The 17186-nt window shown below is 63.6% G+C and carries 19 protein-coding genes and 1 tRNA gene; 16 read left to right on the top strand and 4 right to left on the bottom strand.

Annotated elements, in window-relative coordinates; all coding sequences use genetic code 11:
* Positions 1-8 precede the first annotated feature (8 nt).
* Positions 9-902: a hypothetical protein gene (locus IVA96_RS17755; protein WP_247277132.1), complete on the top strand. Its 894-nt coding sequence runs from the start codon at positions 9-11 to the stop codon at positions 900-902.
* Positions 903-965: 63 nt separating this feature from the next.
* Here IVA96_RS17755 and pepT read toward each other — a convergent pair whose 3' ends face one another.
* From pepT to IVA96_RS17735, 4 genes are all read right to left on the bottom strand, one after another.
* On the bottom strand, positions 966-2216 hold the full coding sequence (gene pepT / locus IVA96_RS17750) for a peptidase T (RefSeq protein ID WP_247277133.1): 1251 nt from the start codon (positions 2214-2216) through the stop codon (positions 966-968).
* A gap of 104 nt (positions 2217-2320) precedes the next feature.
* The gene (locus tag IVA96_RS17745; protein WP_247277134.1) at positions 2321-2620 is read right to left on the bottom strand and encodes an HU family DNA-binding protein; all 300 of its coding nucleotides are present in this window, start codon (positions 2618-2620) and stop codon (positions 2321-2323) included.
* 177 nt (positions 2621-2797) lie between these two features.
* Positions 2798-2874 (bottom strand) — tRNA-Asp (locus IVA96_RS17740).
* Positions 2875-3034: 160 nt separating this feature from the next.
* Complete coding sequence (locus tag IVA96_RS17735) at positions 3035-3238, bottom strand: hypothetical protein (protein WP_247277155.1); 204 nt, start codon at positions 3236-3238, stop codon at positions 3035-3037.
* Between the two features lie 427 nt (positions 3239-3665).
* On the opposite strand from IVA96_RS17735, the gene IVA96_RS17730 reads away from it, so the two are divergent.
* The 15 genes from IVA96_RS17730 to nuoK all read left to right on the top strand — a co-directional run bounded on the left by IVA96_RS17730 (position 3666) and on the right by nuoK (position 17181).
* Entirely contained in the window at positions 3666-5921 is a 2256-nt protein-coding gene (locus IVA96_RS17730) for a TonB-dependent siderophore receptor (protein WP_247277190.1), read from the top strand.
* A gap of 448 nt (positions 5922-6369) precedes the next feature.
* Positions 6370-6735, top strand: coding sequence for an NADH-quinone oxidoreductase subunit A (locus IVA96_RS17725; RefSeq protein WP_008136158.1), 366 nt, complete (start codon positions 6370-6372; stop codon positions 6733-6735).
* On the top strand, positions 6726-7313 hold the full coding sequence (locus IVA96_RS17720) for an NADH-quinone oxidoreductase subunit B (protein WP_247277156.1): 588 nt from the start codon (positions 6726-6728) through the stop codon (positions 7311-7313). Before IVA96_RS17725 ends, IVA96_RS17720 begins: the two co-directional genes overlap by 10 nt.
* 11 nt (positions 7314-7324) lie before the next feature.
* A complete protein-coding gene (locus IVA96_RS17715; RefSeq protein WP_247277157.1) occupies positions 7325-7939 on the top strand; it encodes an NADH-quinone oxidoreductase subunit C in 615 nt (204 codons plus the stop codon).
* Between the two features lie 2 nt (positions 7940-7941).
* Positions 7942-9138, top strand: a complete 1197-nt coding sequence (locus IVA96_RS17710; protein ID WP_247418457.1) for an NADH-quinone oxidoreductase subunit D — start codon at positions 7942-7944, stop codon at positions 9136-9138.
* Positions 9138-10130, top strand: a complete 993-nt coding sequence (locus tag IVA96_RS17705; protein WP_247277159.1) for an FkbM family methyltransferase — start codon at positions 9138-9140, stop codon at positions 10128-10130. The genes IVA96_RS17710 and IVA96_RS17705 overlap by 1 nt, the downstream gene beginning before the upstream one ends.
* Before the next feature lie 12 nt (positions 10131-10142).
* A complete protein-coding gene (gene nuoE, locus IVA96_RS17700) occupies positions 10143-10754 on the top strand; it encodes an NADH-quinone oxidoreductase subunit NuoE (RefSeq protein WP_247277160.1) in 612 nt (203 codons plus the stop codon).
* A complete protein-coding gene (locus IVA96_RS17695) occupies positions 10754-10960 on the top strand; it encodes a hypothetical protein (protein WP_247277161.1) in 207 nt (68 codons plus the stop codon). The genes nuoE and IVA96_RS17695 overlap by 1 nt, the downstream gene beginning before the upstream one ends.
* Before the next feature lie 15 nt (positions 10961-10975).
* A complete protein-coding gene (gene nuoF, locus IVA96_RS17690) occupies positions 10976-12301 on the top strand; it encodes an NADH-quinone oxidoreductase subunit NuoF (protein WP_247277162.1) in 1326 nt (441 codons plus the stop codon).
* A 4-nt stretch (positions 12302-12305) separates the two neighbouring features.
* A complete protein-coding gene (locus IVA96_RS17685) occupies positions 12306-12557 on the top strand; it encodes a hypothetical protein (RefSeq protein WP_247277163.1) in 252 nt (83 codons plus the stop codon).
* Between the two features lie 14 nt (positions 12558-12571).
* Positions 12572-14647: an NADH-quinone oxidoreductase subunit NuoG gene (nuoG, locus tag IVA96_RS17680; protein ID WP_247277164.1), complete on the top strand. Its 2076-nt coding sequence runs from the start codon at positions 12572-12574 to the stop codon at positions 14645-14647.
* A gap of 10 nt (positions 14648-14657) precedes the next feature.
* Positions 14658-15725, top strand: coding sequence for an NADH-quinone oxidoreductase subunit NuoH (nuoH, locus tag IVA96_RS17675; protein ID WP_247277165.1), 1068 nt, complete (start codon positions 14658-14660; stop codon positions 15723-15725).
* A 14-nt stretch (positions 15726-15739) separates the two neighbouring features.
* Positions 15740-16228, top strand: coding sequence for an NADH-quinone oxidoreductase subunit NuoI (gene nuoI, locus IVA96_RS17670; protein WP_026202312.1), 489 nt, complete (start codon positions 15740-15742; stop codon positions 16226-16228).
* Between the two features lie 9 nt (positions 16229-16237).
* Positions 16238-16876 (top strand): NADH-quinone oxidoreductase subunit J, encoded by a 639-nt coding sequence (locus tag IVA96_RS17665; protein WP_247277166.1) that lies wholly within the window; start codon positions 16238-16240, stop codon positions 16874-16876.
* Complete coding sequence (gene nuoK, locus IVA96_RS17660) at positions 16873-17181, top strand: NADH-quinone oxidoreductase subunit NuoK (protein ID WP_008547737.1); 309 nt, start codon at positions 16873-16875, stop codon at positions 17179-17181. Before IVA96_RS17665 ends, nuoK begins: the two co-directional genes overlap by 4 nt.
* Positions 17182-17186: the final 5 nt, after the last annotated feature.

The raw sequence follows: 17186 nt of genomic DNA, 5'->3' as shown, positions 1-17186 counted from the left end.
GAACGGCGATGGCTATTGAAACTCTCATACGGGAAGACGTCATGGAGGGCGGCGTGGCTACAGCCGACGAACGCCGGACCATCCAATGGAGCTCGGTACTTGCAGGCTCTCTCGCCGCCAGCGCAATGTCGTTCATCCTGATCGGCTTTGGCGTCGCGGTCGGCCTGGGTGTCAGCTCGGCCTCGCCGACATGGCGGGATGCCTCAGCGGCCCTTGCGTTGCTGTCCGGCTTGTATCTGATCATCCAGGCGATCGTCAGTTTTGGCTTTGGCGGTTACATCGCCGGCCGGACCGCGCGACCGGCGCCGGCACTTGCAACGATCGAGGATGATGGCGAGCGGCGGGACGGGCTGCATGGCCTGACGTCGTGGGCTCTCGCGGTGCTTCTCGGCGCCGCGCTGCTCGCGCTGCTCGGTGCAGCTGCGATCGACCGTTCGCCGATGCGCAGCTCGGCCAGCAACACTTCGGCCGCCGAACCGCTGTTGAGCTATGAGCTCGACAAGCTGTTCCGCGCGCCGCGGCGCCCGCCCAACACCGATCTGCGGGAACCCCGCGCCGAAGCGGGACGCATCCTGATGACGTCATCGAGCCACAGCGGTGTCAGCACCGACGATCGAAACTATCTCGTGCAGCAGGTGGCCGCGCTGACGGGTCTCGCGGCGCCCGACGCCGAACGACGAGTCGATGCTTCGATCGCGGATGCCAGGACAGCCATCAACCGCGCGCGGCGCAACTCGATCATCGTTGCGTTCTCGGTTGCGGCCGCGACCCTGATCGGGGCCGCAGTGGCCTGGGCGGCGGCCGCCGCCGGCGGCCGACATCGCGATGGAGAACCGCTGCCGAGCTGGATGGCGAGTGCCAACCGGTTCCATCGCAATCCGCGCGCGATGCCGGTGCCCTGATCCCAAAGCAAATGGCCGGGCATAAGCCCGGCCATTTCCGCATGCACAACCCGATAAGGGGCGCTAGGCCCGTTCTTCCCAGATCATCGCGAGATGCACGATGGTCTGCACCGCCTTCTCCATGTCCTGCCGGCTGACCCATTCGAGCCGCGAATGAAACGCGTGCTCGCCGGCGAAGATGTTGGGGCAGGGCAGGCCCATGAAGGACAGGCGCGAGCCGTCGGTGCCGCCGCGGATCGCGGTGCGCATCGGGCGCAAACCGGCGCGGCGGATCGCTTCGATGGCGTATTCGAGGACGTGGGGGTGACGGTCGATCACCTGCTTCATGTTGCGGTACTGCTCGCGCACCTCGAATTTGTAGGTCGAGCGCGGATAGTCCTTCATCACGTCCTTGACGATGTTCTCGAGCAGGACCTCCTTCTCCTTCAGCCCATCCTCGTTGAAGTCGCGGACGATGAAGGAGAGCGTCGCCTGTTCCAGCGCGCCCTCGATGCCGACCGGGTGCAGAAAGCCCTGCTTGCCTGAGGTCGTCTCCGGCGAGCAGCCTTCCTTGGGCAGCCGCTCGACGATGGCGGCGGCGATCTTGATCGCGTGCTCCATCTTGCCCTTGGCATAGCCGGGATGGGCGCTGACGCCGTTGATGGTGATGGTAGCCCCATCGGCCGAGAAAGTCTCGTCCTCGACGCAGCCGGCGCTCTCGCCGTCCATGGTGTAGCCGAAATCGGCGCCGAGCTTCTTCAGATCGACATTGTCGACGCCGCGGCCGATCTCTTCATCCGGCGTGAACAGGATCTTGATGGTGCCGTGCTTCACATCGGGATTGTTGATGAAGAAATGCGCGGCATCCATGATTTCGGCGACGCCGGCCTTGTTGTCGGCGCCTAACAACGTGGTGCCGTCGGTCGTGATGATGTCGTTGCCGATCTGGTTCTTCAGCGCAGGGTGCTCGGCGAAGCGGATCACTTGGCTGGTGTCGCCGGGCAGCACGATGTCGCCGCCGCGATAGTTCTTCACCACCTGCGGCTTGACATCCTTGCCGGTGACGTCGGGCGAGGTGTCCATGTGCGAGCAGAAACAGATCACCGGCACCTTCTTAGGTGTGTTGGCCGGGATCGTTGCATAGACATAGCCGAACTCGTCGAGATGCGCGTCCGCAACGCCCATGGCTTTGAGCTCGGCGGCGAGCACGCGGCCGAGCTCCTTCTGCTTCTCGGTCGAAGGCGAGGCCGCCGATTCCGGATCGGACTGGGTGTCGATGGTGACGTAGCGCAGGAAGCGCTCGGTCACGGTATGCGAAAAGGTGAGGGGGGACATTTCTGCTCAAACCGCCGGGTCAGGGGGAAGCTGGCGGTATACCAGAAAAGCGGGCTGCGTTGCGGACAGAACGATGTTGGGTCGGGCGTCACGAAGCGTAATTGCTAGATCGCCTCTTTCAGTTCCTTGACGGGGCGGAACGCGACCTTCCTGCTGGCCTTGATGTGGATCGGCTCGCCAGTGGCGGGATTGCGGCCGGTGCGGGCGGCGCGCTTGCGGACCTGGAGAATGCCGAGGCCGACGATCCGGACGCGGTCGCCCTTCTTCAGGTGCTTGGTGATCAGGTCGACCATGTTGGTCAGGACGGCCTCGGCGCGCTTTTTCGACAGGTCCTGGCTTTCCGCGATGTCAGCAGCGAGGTGCTTGAGCGTAATAGTGGCGGGAGCGGCTGCCTTCTTCGCCATGTCTAACCTCCTCGTTCTGGCCGGTGGCTCGGGGACACCCCTGGACCCCGCAAGTTCCTGGAGGCGTAGACGATTCGGGCGCGGCCTGACTATGCCGGCTCGAATGTCGTCCATGGCTTGCCGCAGACGCGACAGCGTCGAGAAGTTCAGGCTAAGACTATGAAGGAATTGCCAAAATGGCGCGAGAGACGGGGCTCGAACCCGCGACCTCCGGCGTGACAGGCCGGCGCTCTAACCAACTGAGCTACTCCCGCGTGGCGCGCTGAACGCGTGCGGAACGTGGGGGGACTTAAAGGGGGGACATGGTGAAGTCAAGGACGTTGCGCTCCGCCGGTGCATCTCGGTTAAGCATTGCTCTGGAAAACGAAAATGGCCGCCCGGCGGCGGCCATTGGTCAGCCCGGTCAAGTGCGTCTCAGCGAATCTGCGACGCGCCCGCGCTGGTCACCACCACCGGCTTGCCGGCCTTGATGATTTGGGTGGACTGGGCAGTCTGGCTGTAATCGGCATGGGTGCGGGCTGCAATCCCGAACCCGGCCACCGCAATGCCGGCAACCAGCGCCACCACCACGATCTTCAGGTGGGTCGCGCGATCAGCAGAGTGAATTGAGTGGTTCATCTGAGCCTCCCGACGGACTTTGCCGTCGTCTATGGGCTCCTCTTCTAGGCACTCTCTGTTTCCGGATGGTTTCGCGGGTTCCGCAAAATGGTTTCATCCCCCGCGCGCATGATGCGATCGTCGGCGCGCAGCAACGCAATCGGCGCCTGCTGGATCATTTGAGCGAAGCCGTTCCACGCACTGCTGCGGCAGATTGATCAACTCACGGCGACCGCCGCCGAGATGCTCGAGAACGGGAAGAATTCGCGCTGAGATCTCCGGTTTTCAAGATATTGAAGTGCTTCTAAGAATTTTTCTAAGAAGCTTTCAATTAGGCAATTCGCGCGCCCTCCCATAAGCGTCCTCCTAAGCGCATGTCGCCGCGGGGACTGGCGGCATGATGCATCAAAACATGCAGCTTTGGGGTGGCGCGTTGAATAGTCTTGGAATGCTGCGGTCGGCCGTGTTGGCGACCGCATCCGCTTGGGTTTTGGTGCCGCAGGCATCGCCCGCACAAGCATCGGCGCAGAGTGGCGCGCAGAACATTCCGTCGGTGACGGTCACGGCGCCTGAAGCGCGCCGCCGCGCCGCGGCGACCCCTCAGCGCCGTGCGCCGCGCTCGTCGGTGCAGACCGCCAACAGGAACAAGCCGCAGCCGCAGCGCAATGTCGGCGTGGTCGAAACGCCGCTCGGTCCGGTGAACGGCTACGTCGCCGGCCGCAGCTCGTCGGGCACCAAGACCAACACGCCGATCATAGAGACGCCGCAGTCGGTCTCCGTGATCGGTGCCGAGCAGATCCGCGACCAGAAGCCGAACAAGCTCGACGAGGTCCTGCGCTACACCGCCGGCGTGCGCGCCGGGACCTTTGGGACGGATACCCGCAACGATTGGTGGCTAATCCGCGGCTTTAAGTCCGAGGACATCGGACTGTTCCTCGACGGCATGCAGCTGTTCTACACGTCCTATGCCAGCTGGAAGCTCCAGACGCCCAACATGGAGCGCGTCGAGGTGCTGCGCGGTCCGTCAGCCGTGCTGTATGGCGGATCGAGCCCGAGCGGCATCGTCAACGTCATCAGCAAGATGCCGCCTGCCGAGCCGATCCGCTACATCGAGGCCGGCTTCAACAATTTCGGCAACGCCTATGTCCGCTTCGATTTGGGCGGACCGGTCGCCACCAGCCCTGAGAACGGCAAGCTGTTCGCCCGCGTGCTCGGCCAGGTCCAGAATGGCGGCACGCAGGTCAACTTCACGCCCGACAACAACTACTTCATCGCCCCGTCGGTCACCTGGAAGCCGGATGCCGACACGACCTTGACGGTGCTGGCCTCGGCTTCGAAGCAGGACACCCGCGGCATCAACTTCCTGCCTTACCAGGGCACAGTGACCAGCGCCTCGTTCGGCAAGATTCCCACCAGCTTCTTCATCGGCGATCCCAGCGTCGACAAGTTCACGCGCGAGCAGGAGATGCTCGGCTATCAGTTCGAGCGCAATCTCACCGACGACCTGACATTCCGTCAGAACGCCCGCTTTGCACATGTGGACATCACATACCGCGGCTATGTCGGCAACGGTTGGGCCGACGTCAACACGGCCACTCTCAATCGGTACAATTGGTATGCGAAGAACACGGCCAATCAGGCCAATCTCGACAACCAGCTTGAGTACCGTTTCAACACCGGCCCAGTCGGGCACACCATGCTGTTCGGGGTCGATCTGAGGGGCTACCAGATCGACGACTATCAGGCCTTCGGGTTCGGCGTGCCCGCGATCAACGTCTTCAATCCCGTTTATGGGGCGGCCCAGGTTCCATTACCGAGCGCTCCGTTTCGGAACTTCCTGATCACGCAGAAGCAGGCCGGCACTTATCTCCAGGACCAGATGAAGCTCGGCAACTTCACGCTGGTGCTGAGTGGCCGCAATGACTGGGTCGAGACCACGCAGGACGCCCGCGACACGGGCGTCATGGTCGCCAGCCGCGACGACAGCAGGTTCAGCGGCCGCGCCGGGCTGATTTATAATTTCGACAACGGCATCGCGCCCTACGTCTCCTATTCGACGAGCTACAATCCCATCATCGGCCTCAACGCCCAGAACCAGCTGTTTCTGCCGGAGACCGGCAAGCAGGCCGAAATCGGCGTGAAGGTCGCGCCAAAAGGCTTCGACGGCTATTTCACGGTCTCAGCTTTCGATCTGGTCCGTCAAAATGTCGCGACGACGTTGCCGGGCAGTGTGCCGGTGCTGCAGAACCAGACCGGCGAGGTGACCTCGCGCGGCATCGAGCTCGAAGCGGTGGCCAATGCCACAAGGGAGCTGAAGCTGATCGGCGCCTTCACGGCCTATCATATCTTCAACAGCAAGGATCTCGATCCGGCGCTGGTCGGCAAGACGCCGACCAACACGCCTGAACTCCTGGTCTCGGGGTGGGCCGACTACACGTTCAAGGACGGACCGTTGGAAGGATTCGGGTTCGGCGGCGGTGTGCGCTACGTCGGCTCCTCCTGGGCCGATACTGCCAACACTCTCGAGGTACCCGCGGTGGTGCTCGGCGATCTCGCGGTCCACTACGAATGGCAGAACTGGCGGACGGCGCTCAACGTGATCAACGTGACCGACAAGATGTACGTCGCGAGCTGCGCGTCGGCCACGTCCTGCTTCTACGGCGACCGCCGGCGCGTGACCGCCAGCGTCTCCTACAAGTGGTAGGCGCGGGCGAGCGGCGGCAATCGTGAAGGCGCGCACGGCCAGGCTCTGGTCCGCGGTCCACACCTGAACCAGCCTGATCTCGACCGTTTTCTGCTGCTCTGCCCGACCGGCCTGCCGCTCTATCGCCAGGCCTCGGGGGCGGTGGGAGCCCCTGTCCTGATTGTAATCTGGACTTTGCTGCGCCTCGGCCTAGATTAAGGTGCGCCTTCCCAATTAGTGGCCGTCACGGCCGAGCGCGCCTGGACTGATCGGGGATCGCCCTTGCTGGGTCGGCTGATCTGCTCCATACCAGCGCGGGGTGATTCCGGGATTTCCACCGTTCTGGGAGCGGCAAAGGGCCTGAAAAGAGCGTGTCTTGCGCCCATTGGTGCACTGCGCTAAGGCTCAGAATAATTCCAAATCGGACGAATCCGTGGCTGTCCCGAGGCTGCGGGAAAAAGGGCTCGTCATGAGCGGCATTCTACAGAACTATCTTCCACTCGTCGTCTTTATAGGGGTAGCGGGCCTCATCGGCCTCGTGCTGCTGATCGCGCCCTTCATCGTGGCGTTTCAGCAGCCGGACCCGGAAAAGCTGTCGGCGTATGAGTGCGGTTTCAACGCCTTCGACGACGCCCGCATGAAGTTCGACGTCCGCTTCTATCTGGTCGCCATCCTCTTCATCATCTTCGACCTCGAGGTGGCGTTCCTGTTTCCCTGGGCGGTGGCGTTCGGCAAGCTTGGCGCGACCGGCTTCTGGTCCATGGTGGTGTTCCTGGCCGTGCTGACGGTCGGGTTCGCCTATGAATGGAAGAAGGGAGCACTCGAATGGGATTGAACCCTGCATCGTCCACGGGTCCGGTTGTTGCGCCGGCCTCCAAGGGCATACTGGATCCGTCGACCGGCAAGCCGGTCGGGGCCAATGATCCGTTCTTCCTTGAGGTCAATTCCGAACTGTCCGACAAGGGCTTCTTCGTGGCCGCGACCGACGACCTCATCACCTGGGCGCGCACCGGCTCCTTGATGTGGATGACCTTCGGTCTCGCATGCTGCGCGGTCGAGATGATGCAAGTCTCGATGCCGCGTTACGACGTCGAGCGCTTCGGCTTCGCGCCGCGCGCCTCGCCGCGCCAGTCCGACGTGATGATCGTCGCCGGCACCCTGACCAACAAGATGGCCCCGGCGCTGCGCAAGGTCTACGACCAGATGCCCGAGCCGCGCTACGTCATCTCGATGGGCTCCTGCGCCAACGGCGGGGGGTACTACCACTATTCCTACTCGGTCGTGCGCGGCTGCGACCGCATCGTGCCGATCGACATCTACGTGCCGGGCTGCCCGCCCACGGCGGAAGCGCTGCTCTATGGCGTGCTGCTGCTTCAAAAGAAGATTCGCCGCACCGGCACCATCGAACGCTAAGGTTTTACGTCATGGACGACGCCAAGCTCGACGCCCTGGGGCAGACGATCGTTAGCGCGCTGCCGGGCGCCGCCACCGGTCACGCGGTGGCCTTCAACCAGCTCACGGTGGACGTCGACGCGAGCAAGATTGTCGAGGTGGTCAAGTACCTCCGTGACGATCCGAACTGCCGCTTCGTCAACTTCACCGACATCACGGCGGTGGACTATCCGGATCGCGAGAAGCGCTTCGACGTGATCTATCACTTCCTGTCGCCGACGCTGAACACGCGGATCCGGCTCAGGGCCCAGGCCGACGAGACCACCCAGGTGCCCTCGCTGATCGATGTGTTCCCTGGCGCCGACTGGTTCGAGCGTGAGGCCTATGACCTCTACGGCGTGATCTTCGTCGGCCATCCCGACATGCGCCGCATCCTCACCGATTACGGTTTCGAGGGGCATCCGCTGCGCAAGGATTTCCCGCTCACCGGCTTCGTCGAGGTCCGCTACGACGACCAGGAGAAGCGCGTGGTCTACGAGCCTGTCAGGCTCAACCAGGAATTCCGCAAGTTCGATTTTCTCTCGCCGTGGGAGGGGGCGGACTATCCGGTCCTTCCGGGCGACGAAAAAGCGGGGCCGAAGGTCTGATCATGAACGAGCAACCGCAAAATCTCCGCAACTTCACCATCAATTTTGGACCGCAGCATCCCGCGGCCCATGGCGTGTTGCGTCTTGTGCTCGAATTGGACGGCGAAGTTGTCGAACGCGTCGATCCCCATATCGGCCTTCTTCACCGCGGCACCGAGAAGCTGATCGAGCAGAAGACCTACCTGCAGGCGATCCCTTATTTTGACCGGCTCGACTACGTCGCGCCGATGAACCAGGAGCACGCGTTCTGCCTCGCTGCCGAAAAGCTGCTCGGCATCGAGGTGCCGCGCCGCGGCCAGCTGATCCGCGTGCTCTATTGCGAGATCGGCCGCATCCTATCGCATCTGCTCAACGTCACCACGCAGGCCATGGATGTCGGCGCGCTGACCCCGCCGCTGTGGGGTTTCGAAGAGCGCGAGAAGCTGATGGTGTTCTACGAGCGCGCTTCGGGCAGCCGCATGCATGCCGCCTATTTCCGCGTCGGCGGCGTGCACCAGGACCTGCCGCAGAAGCTGGTCGACGACATCGAGGCCTGGTGCGATCCGTTCCTGAAAGTGGTGGACGACCTCGATCGCCTGCTCACCGCCAACCGCATCTTCAAGCAGCGCAACGTCGACATCGGCGTCGTGCCGCTCAAGGAAGCCTGGGAGTGGGGCTTTTCGGGCGTGATGGTGCGCGGCTCGGGTGCAGCCTGGGACCTGCGCAAGTCGCAGCCCTATGAATGCTACGCCGAGATGGATTTCGACATTCCAATCGGCAAGAACGGCGACTGCTACGATCGCTACCTGATCCGCATGGAAGAGATGCGCCAGTCCGTGCGCATCATGAAGCAGTGCATCCAGAAGCTGAACGCGCGCGATGGCAAGGGGCCCATCGTCGTCGCCGACAACAAGGTCGCGCCGCCGCGCCGCGGCGAGATGAAGCGCTCGATGGAAGCGCTGATCCACCACTTCAAGCTCTACACCGAAGGCGTCCACGTGCCGGCCGGCGAAGTCTATGCTGCGGTCGAGGCGCCGAAGGGCGAGTTCGGCGTCTATCTCGTCTCCGACGGCACCAACAAGCCCTACAAGTGCAAGATCCGCGCGCCGGGCTTTGCCCATCTCCAGGCCATGGACCACATCTGCCGCGGCCATCTGCTCGCCGACGTCTCGGCCATCCTCGGCTCCCTCGACATCGTGTTCGGAGAGGTCGATCGGTGATGGCGCAGGCGCCAATTCAGTTTGACCGTGCCTCGGGGGCCCTTGAAGGGGCCAACCTGTGGGAGCGGACGGCTGCCTTGGCGCTAGTTACAGGATCGAAGATCTCGTCGCACTTTTCGCATATGGGCTACATCGCCTGCGCGAACCTGCTGCGGAAGACGCTGCCCGAGCGCAACATCGCGATCAGGCTCAATCCCGACGCGGTATTCGAATTTCCTTACGGCGACGGTTATTGGAGCAAGCTGCTCAACCGCTCCTACAATTACGAGGACGAGCTCGAGCTGTTGTTTTCCGACTCCGTCGACGTCGACTACACGCTGCTCGATTGCGGCGCCAATTACGGCTACTGGTCGGTGCTGGTGTCGAGCAGGCCGTTCGGTTCGCACAAGGCGATCGCGATCGAGCCGTCGGGCCAGAACTATCCGAAGCTCGCCAACAACGCCCGCGTCAACGGCAACCGCTTCGAGACGATGAAGTGCGCGATCGGCGCAGCCCGCGGCACCGCGCGGCTATCCGGCACCAAGCACGAGGCCTTCAGCATCGCCGGCAATCCCTCCGCGGGCGGCGAGGAGGTGCCTGTCATCGCGCTCGACGACCTGATCGACGATGGCAAGGTTGCCGCCGCTGGCAAGTACCTGATCAAGCTCGACGTCGAGGGCGTCGAGATCGAGGCGATCAAGGGCGGGGCCCGGCTGCTCCAGGCCGACAGCGTCATCATGTGCGAGGAGCACGGCAGCGACCGCTCCCATGCCGTGTCGCGCTACATCCTCGAACAGACCCCGCTGAAGCTGATCGTGTTCGATCCGCGCAGCAACCGGATGGAGACCGTGACCGAGCTGTCGATCCTCGACCGCATCAAGGTCTCGACCCACGTCGGCTACAACGTTTTCGGCACCGCGAGCGCATTCTGGCAGGACAGGATCGAAGCCCTGAATGCCAAGAACCTGAACGCCAAGAACCCGAATGCCAAGACCGCGCGCCGCATGCAATGAGAGATTGAAGCCATGTCCGTTCGCCGATTAGCACCGAAGGAAGTCCAGCCCGCGAGCTTTGCGTTCACGGCGGAGAACCTCGCATTCGCCAGGCAGCAGATCGCGAAATATCCGGCCGGACGCCAGGCCTCCGCTGTCATCGCCATCCTCTGGCGCGCGCAGGAGCAGAACGAGGGCTGGGTCTCGGAAGCCGCAATCCGCGTGATCGCCGACATGCTCGACATGCCCTATATCCGCGTGCTGGAAGTCGCGACCTTCTACACGATGTTCCAGCTCGCGCCGGTCGGCAAGAAGGCCCACGTCCAGGTTTGCGGCACCACGCCGTGCCGCCTGCGCGGTGCCGAGGATCTAATCCATGTGTGCGAGCACCGCATCCATCACGAGCCCTTCCATCTGTCCAAGGACGGCAATTTCAGCTGGGAAGAGGTGGAGTGCCTGGGGGCCTGCGTGAACGCGCCGATGGTGCTGATCGGTAAGGACACCTATGAGGACCTGACCAAGGAGAGCTTCGGCAAGGTGCTCGACGGTTTTGCTTCGGGCAATCCGCCCAAGCCGGGTCCGCAGAACGGCCGCCAGTTCTCGGCGCCGATCACCGGGCCGACCACGCTGAAGGAGGTCACCTGATGCGTGATCTCTCGTCGCGTTCAGTGCAGGGGAGCGGTGCCGTGAAGAAGTGGGGCTTCATCGCCATGCACGCCGCCGTGGCGGCCGTGTTCATCTTCCTGCTGCAGCGTTTCAGCCTGAACGCATCGCTGGAATCCAGCCTGCTCTGGGCGCTGACGTTTGGCGTCTGCGCCGCCGGACTTGCCTACAAGCAGTCCAATCGTTGATCGGAAAGCACTGAAATGCTCGAGGACAAGGACCGCATCTTCAAGAACCTCTACGGCCTCCACGATTGGGGGCTCGAGGGCGCGCGGCGCCGCGGCGCCTGGGATGGCACCAAGGCCATCGTCGATAAGGGCCGCGACTGGATCATCAACGAGATGAAGGCCTCGGGGCTCCGCGGCCGCGGCGGCGCCGGCTTTCCCACCGGCCTGAAATGGTCGTTCATGCCGAAGGAATCGACCGACGGCCGGCCGAGCTATCTCGTCGTCAATGCCGACGAATCCGAGCCCGGCACCTGCAAGGACCGCGAGATCATGCGGCATGATCCGCACCTGTTGGTCGAGGGCTGCCTGATCGCAAGCTTCGCGATGAATGCGCATGCCTGCTACATCTACGTCCGCGGCGAGTTCATCCGCGAGCGCGAACGTCTCCAGGCCGCGATCGACCAGGCCTATGAGGCCAAGCTGGTCGGCAAGGACAATGTCAACGGCTGGCCGTTCGACATCTATGTCGCGCACGGCGCCGGGGCCTATATCTGCGGCGAGGAGACCGCGCTGCTCGAAAGCCTCGAGGGCAAGAAGGGCCAGCCACGGCTGAAGCCGCCGTTCCCGGCCAATGTCGGTCTGTTCGGCTGCCCGACCACCGTCAACAACGTCGAGTCGATCGCCGTCGCGCCGGACATTCTGCGCCGTGGCGCGGCCTGGTTCGCCGGCATCGGCCGTCCGAACAATGTCGGCACCAAACTCTTCTGCATCTCCGGCCATGTCGAGCGGCCCTGCAACGTCGAAGAGGCCATGGGCATTCCGTTCCGTGAGCTGATCGACAAGCATTGCGGCGGCATCCGCGGCGGCTGGGACAATCTCAAGGCCGTGATCCCCGGCGGCTCGTCGGTGCGCATGGTGCCGGCCGAGCAGATCATCGACACGCCGATGGATTTCGACAGCTTGAGCAAGCTGCGCTCGGGCCTCGGCACCGCGGCCGTGATCGTGATGGACAAGTCGACCGATTTGATCCGTGCGATCGCTCGCATCTCCTATTTCTACAAGCATGAGAGCTGTGGCCAGTGCACGCCGTGCCGCGAGGGCACGGGGTGGATGTGGCGCGTGCTGACCCGCATGGCCGAGGGCCGTGCGCATAAGCGCGAGATCGACATGCTGCTGGAGGTGACGAAGCAGGTCGAGGGCCACACCATCTGCGCGCTCGGCGATGCGGCGGCCTGGCCGATCCAGGGCCTTATCGCGCATTTCCGTCACGAGATCGAAGCGCGCATCGACCAGTATTCCCACAAGGCCGATGTCGACGATATCGGCGTCCGCGATCCCGTGCACATGGTCGCGGCGGAGTAGGGCGATGACCGACCAGCCGGACAACATCGTGCTCGTTTATCTTCGTCGGATCGACGAAAAGCTCGATCGCGTGTCCGCGGATGTGAGCGATCTGAAGACCCGCGTCACCAACGTTGAAGAGAGAATGGGCCACATTGATTTGAGGCTGGCGCAGGTCGAGATCGCCATTGCGGGCATCGACCCACGGATCGATCGCGTTGAAGAACGGCTGGACCGTATCGAGCGGCGTCTCGATCTGGTCGATCAGCCGCACTGAGAAAGACTTAAGGTATGACCAAGCTCATCATCGACGGCAAAGAGATCGATGTCCCCGCCGAATATACGCTGCTTCAGGCGTGTGAGGCCGCGGGCGCCGAGATTCCGCGCTTCTGCTATCACGAGCGGCTGTCGATCGCCGGCAATTGCCGGATGTGCCTCGTCGAAGTGAAGGGCGGCCCGAAGCCGGTCGCGAGCTGCGCCTGGGGCGTGCGCGACTGCCGTCCGGGCCCCAAGGGCGAGCCGCCGGAGATTTCGACGCGTTCGCCGATGGTGAAGAAGGCGCGCGAAGGCGTGATGGAATTCCTTCTCATCAACCATCCGCTGGATTGCCCGATCTGCGACCAGGGCGGCGAGTGCGACCTCCAGGACCAGGCGATGGGCTATGGTGTCGACACCAGCCGCTTTGCCGAGAACAAGCGCGCGGTCGAGGACAAATATCTCGGCGCGCTGGTCAAGACCTCGATGAACCGCTGCATCCAGTGCACGCGCTGCGTCCGCTTCTCGGCGGAAGTGGCCGGCGCCCCTGAGATGGGCGCGACCGGGCGCGGCGAGGACATGGAGATCACGACCTATCTCGAGCATGCGCTGACGTCGGAATTGCAGGGCAATCTCGTCGACATCTGCCCGGTCGGCGCGCTGACTTCCAAGCCTTATGCGTTTGCGGCGCGTCCCTGGGAGCTCGGCAAGACCCAGTCGATTGACGTGATGGACGGCCTGGGATCGGCGATCCGCGTCGACACCCGCGGCCGCGAGGTGATGCGTATCCTGCCGCGCATCAACGAGGCCGTGAACGAGGAGTGGATCTCCGACAAGACGCGCCACGTCGTCGACGGTTTGCGCACCCAGCGCCTCGACCGGCCCTATATCCGCGAAGCCGGCAAGCTGCGCGCGGCGAGCTGGCCCGAGGCCTTCGCCGCCATCGCCGCCAAGGCGGCGCGCACCGACGGCAAGCGCATCGGCGCGATCGCCGGCGACCTCGCCGGCGTCGAGGAGATGTTCGCGCTAAAGGATCTGCTCGCCAAGTATGGCTCGACCAATCTGGCGGTGCAGGGCGGCGACGCCTTCGATCCCGCGCTCGGCCGCGGCGCCTACATCTTCAACCCGACGCTGGCAGGCGTGGAGCAGGCCGACGCGCTGCTCATCATCGGCGCCAATCCTCGGAAAGAGGCGGTGGTGTTCAACGCCCGCATCCGCAAGCGCTGGCGCGCCGGCGGCTTCAAGGTCGGCCTGATCGGCCCCAAGGCTGACCTGACCTATCACTACGACCATCTCGGCGCGGGCACCGAGACGCTCAGTGATCTGGCGGCCGGCAAGCACTCCTTCATGGAGGTGCTGAAGGACGCCAAGACGCCGATCATCCTGGTCGGCGCGGGCGCGGCCTCGCGTCACGACGGCGCCGCCATTCTCGCCGCGAGCGCCAAGCTCGCGCTCGACGTCGGCGCGGTGAAGGACGGCTGGAACGGCTTTGGCGTGCTGCACGAGACCGCCTCGCGCGTCGGTGCGCTCGACATCGGCTTCTCCGCCACGGCGGGCGGGCTCAACGCGGCGCAGATGACCACGTTCGGAACGCTTGACCTGCTATTCCTGCTCGGCGCAGACGAGATCAAGGCGCCGGACGGCACCTTCGTCGTCTATATCGGCACCCATGGCGACCGCGGCGCGCATCGCGCCGACGTCATCCTGCCGGCCGCCGCCTACACCGAGAAGTCGGCGATCTATGTCAACACCGAAGGTCGGGTGCAGATGACTGGCCGCGCCGCGTTCCCGCCGGGCGAAGCTCGCGAGGACTGGGCGATCATTCGTGCGCTGTCGGAAGCGCTCGGCAAGAAGCTCGGCTATGACTCGCTCGCGCAGCTTCGCCAGGCTATCTTCAAGGCCGTGCCGCATCTGATCCGTCTCGACCAGATCGAGGCCGGTTCCGCCGACCAGATCAAGAAGCTGGCGGGGAAGGGCGGCTCGCCCGAGAAGGCGCCGTTCAAGCCGCTGGTCGAGGACTTCTACCTGACCAACCCAATCGCGCGTGCGTCCGCCGTGATGGCAGAATGTTCGCGCCTCGCCTCCGGGCACATGCTGACCGCAGCGGAGTGAGCGTGATCTGATGGAATTCTTCGAAAGCGCATTCTGGACCGGTTTCCTCTGGCCATTGATCATCATGGTCGCCGAGAGCGTGCTGGTGCTTGTTGTCCTCTTGGTCGCGATCGCCTATATCCTGCTCGCCGACCGCAAGATCTGGGCGGCGGTGCAGATCCGGCGCGGCCCGAACGTGGTCGGACCCTGGGGCCTGCTCCAGTCCTTCGCGGACTTGCTCAAGTTCGTGCTGAAGGAGCCGATCATCCCTGCCGGCGCCAACAAGGGCGTATTCCTGCTGGCACCGCTGGTCTCCTGCGTGCTCGCGCTCGCCGCCTGGGCCGTGATCCCGACCAATCTCGGCTGGGTGATCTCCGACATCAATGTCGGCATCCTTTTCATCTTCGCGATCTCGTCGCTGTCGATCTACGGCATCATTATGGCCGGCTGGTCGTCGAACTCGAAATACCCGTTCCTGGCCGCGCTGCGCTCGGCGGCGCAGATGGTGTCGTACGAGGTCTCGATCGGCTTCGTCATCATCACGGTGCTGCTCTGCGCCGGCACGCTGAACCTGTCGGCCGTGGTCGAGGCTCAGCATGCGCGCGGCCTTGCCAGCCTGATCGGGCTGCCGCAGCTCACCATCCTGAACTGGTACGTCTGGCCGCTGTTCCCGATGTTCGTGGTGTTCTACGTCTCGGCGCTGGCAGAAACCAACCGTCCGCCCTTCGACCTCGTCGAAGCCGAATCCGAGCTCGTCGCGGGCTTCATGGTCGAATACGGCTCGACGCCGTACCTCTTGTTCATGCTCGGCGAGTATGTCGCGATCGTCACGATGTGCGCGATGGCGACGATCCTGTTCCTCGGAGGCTGGCTGCCGCCGGTCGACCTGCCGCCCTTCAACTGGGTGCCGGGGATCATCTGGTTCTCCCTGAAACTATTCTTCATGTTCTTCCTGTTCGCGATGGCCAAGGCGATCGTGCCGCGCTACCGCTACGATCAACTGATGCGTCTCGGCTGGAAGGTGTTCCTGCCGATCTCGCTGGCGATGGTGATCGTGGTGGCCGGCGTGCTGCATTTCGCCGGCATCGCGCCGAAGTGAGGGCCGTCATGGGTATCAACGTCAACGCCACTGCACGCTCGCTTCTGCTGTCGGAATTCGTCTCGGCGTTCTTCCTCGCCATGCGCTATTTCTTCCAGCCGAAGCCGACGCTGAACTACCCGTTCGAGAAGGGCCCGATCTCGCCGCGCTTCCGCGGCGAGCATGCGCTGCGCCGCTATCCGAACGGCGAAGAACGCTGCATCGCCTGCAAGCTGTGCGAAGCGGTCTGCCCGGCGCAGGCCATCACCATCGAGGCCGGCCCGCGCCGCAACGACGGCACCCGCCGCACCGTGCGCTACGACATCGACATGGTGAAGTGCATCTATTGTGGCCTCTGCCAGGAGGCCTGTCCGGTCGACGCCATCGTCGAAGGTCCGAACTTTGAGTTCGCGACCGAGACCCGCGAGGAGCTGTTCTATGACAAGGCCAAGCTGCTCGCCAATGGCGACCGCTGGGAACGCGAGATCGCGAAAGCGATCGAGCTCGACGCGCCGTACCGGTGAGATGAGAGTATGATCCTTCCCGCGCTGTTCTTCTATCTGTTCGCCAGCGTCTGCGTCGCGTCGGCGGTGATGGTGATTGTGTCGCGCAATCCCGTGCACTCCGTGCTGTACCTGATCCTGGCCTTCGTCAACGCCTCCGGTCTGTTCGTGCTGATGGGTGCCGAATTCCTGGCGATGATCCTGATCGTCGTCTATGTCGGCGCCGTCGCGGTGCTGTTCCTGTTCGTGATCATGATGCTCGACGTCGACTTCCTCGAGCTGCGCGAGGGCTTCATCGAGTACTTGCCTGTCGGCCTCGTGGTCGGCGGCATCTTCCTGTTCGAGCTGCTGCTCACCGTCGGCTTCTGGGTCATCAATCCGAGCGTCAGCAAGACGATCACGGCGGCGATCCCGGCCAATGTCAGCAACACCGAGGCGCTCGGTCTCGTGCTCTATACGAAGTACATCCACTACTTCCAGCTCTCGGGCATGGTGCTGCTGGTCGCCATGATCGGCGCCATCGTGCTGACGCTGCGTCACAAGGCGAGCGTGAAGCGGCAGGACATCAACGTTCAGAACGCGCGCACGCCGGAAATGGCGATGGCGATGCGCAAGGTGGCGCCGGGGCAGGGGCTTTCGGATGCCGACGCGGCGGAGTGGGTGAAATGACGATCGGGCTCGGACACTATCTGGCGGTCGGCGCGATCCTGTTCACGCTCGGCATCCTCGGCATCTTCCTGAACCGCAAGAACATCATCGTCATCCTGATGTCGATCGAGCTGATCCTGCTCTCGGTCAACATCAACCTCGTGGCGTTCTCGACCTTCCTCGGCGACATCGTCGGCCAGGTCTTCGCGCTTTTGGTGCTGACCGTCGCCGCCGCCGAAGCCGCGATCGGTCTCGCCATCCTGGTGGTCTATTTCCGCAACCGCGGCTCGATCGCGGTTGAGGACGTCAATCTGATGAAGGGCTGAGCTCT

It is taken from the genome of Bradyrhizobium sp. 159 (genome assembly GCF_023073795.1).
Lineage (GTDB): Bacteria > Pseudomonadota > Alphaproteobacteria > Rhizobiales > Xanthobacteraceae > Bradyrhizobium.
Note: the sequence above shows the minus strand (reverse complement) of the source record. Positions and strands in the feature narration are given on the sequence as shown.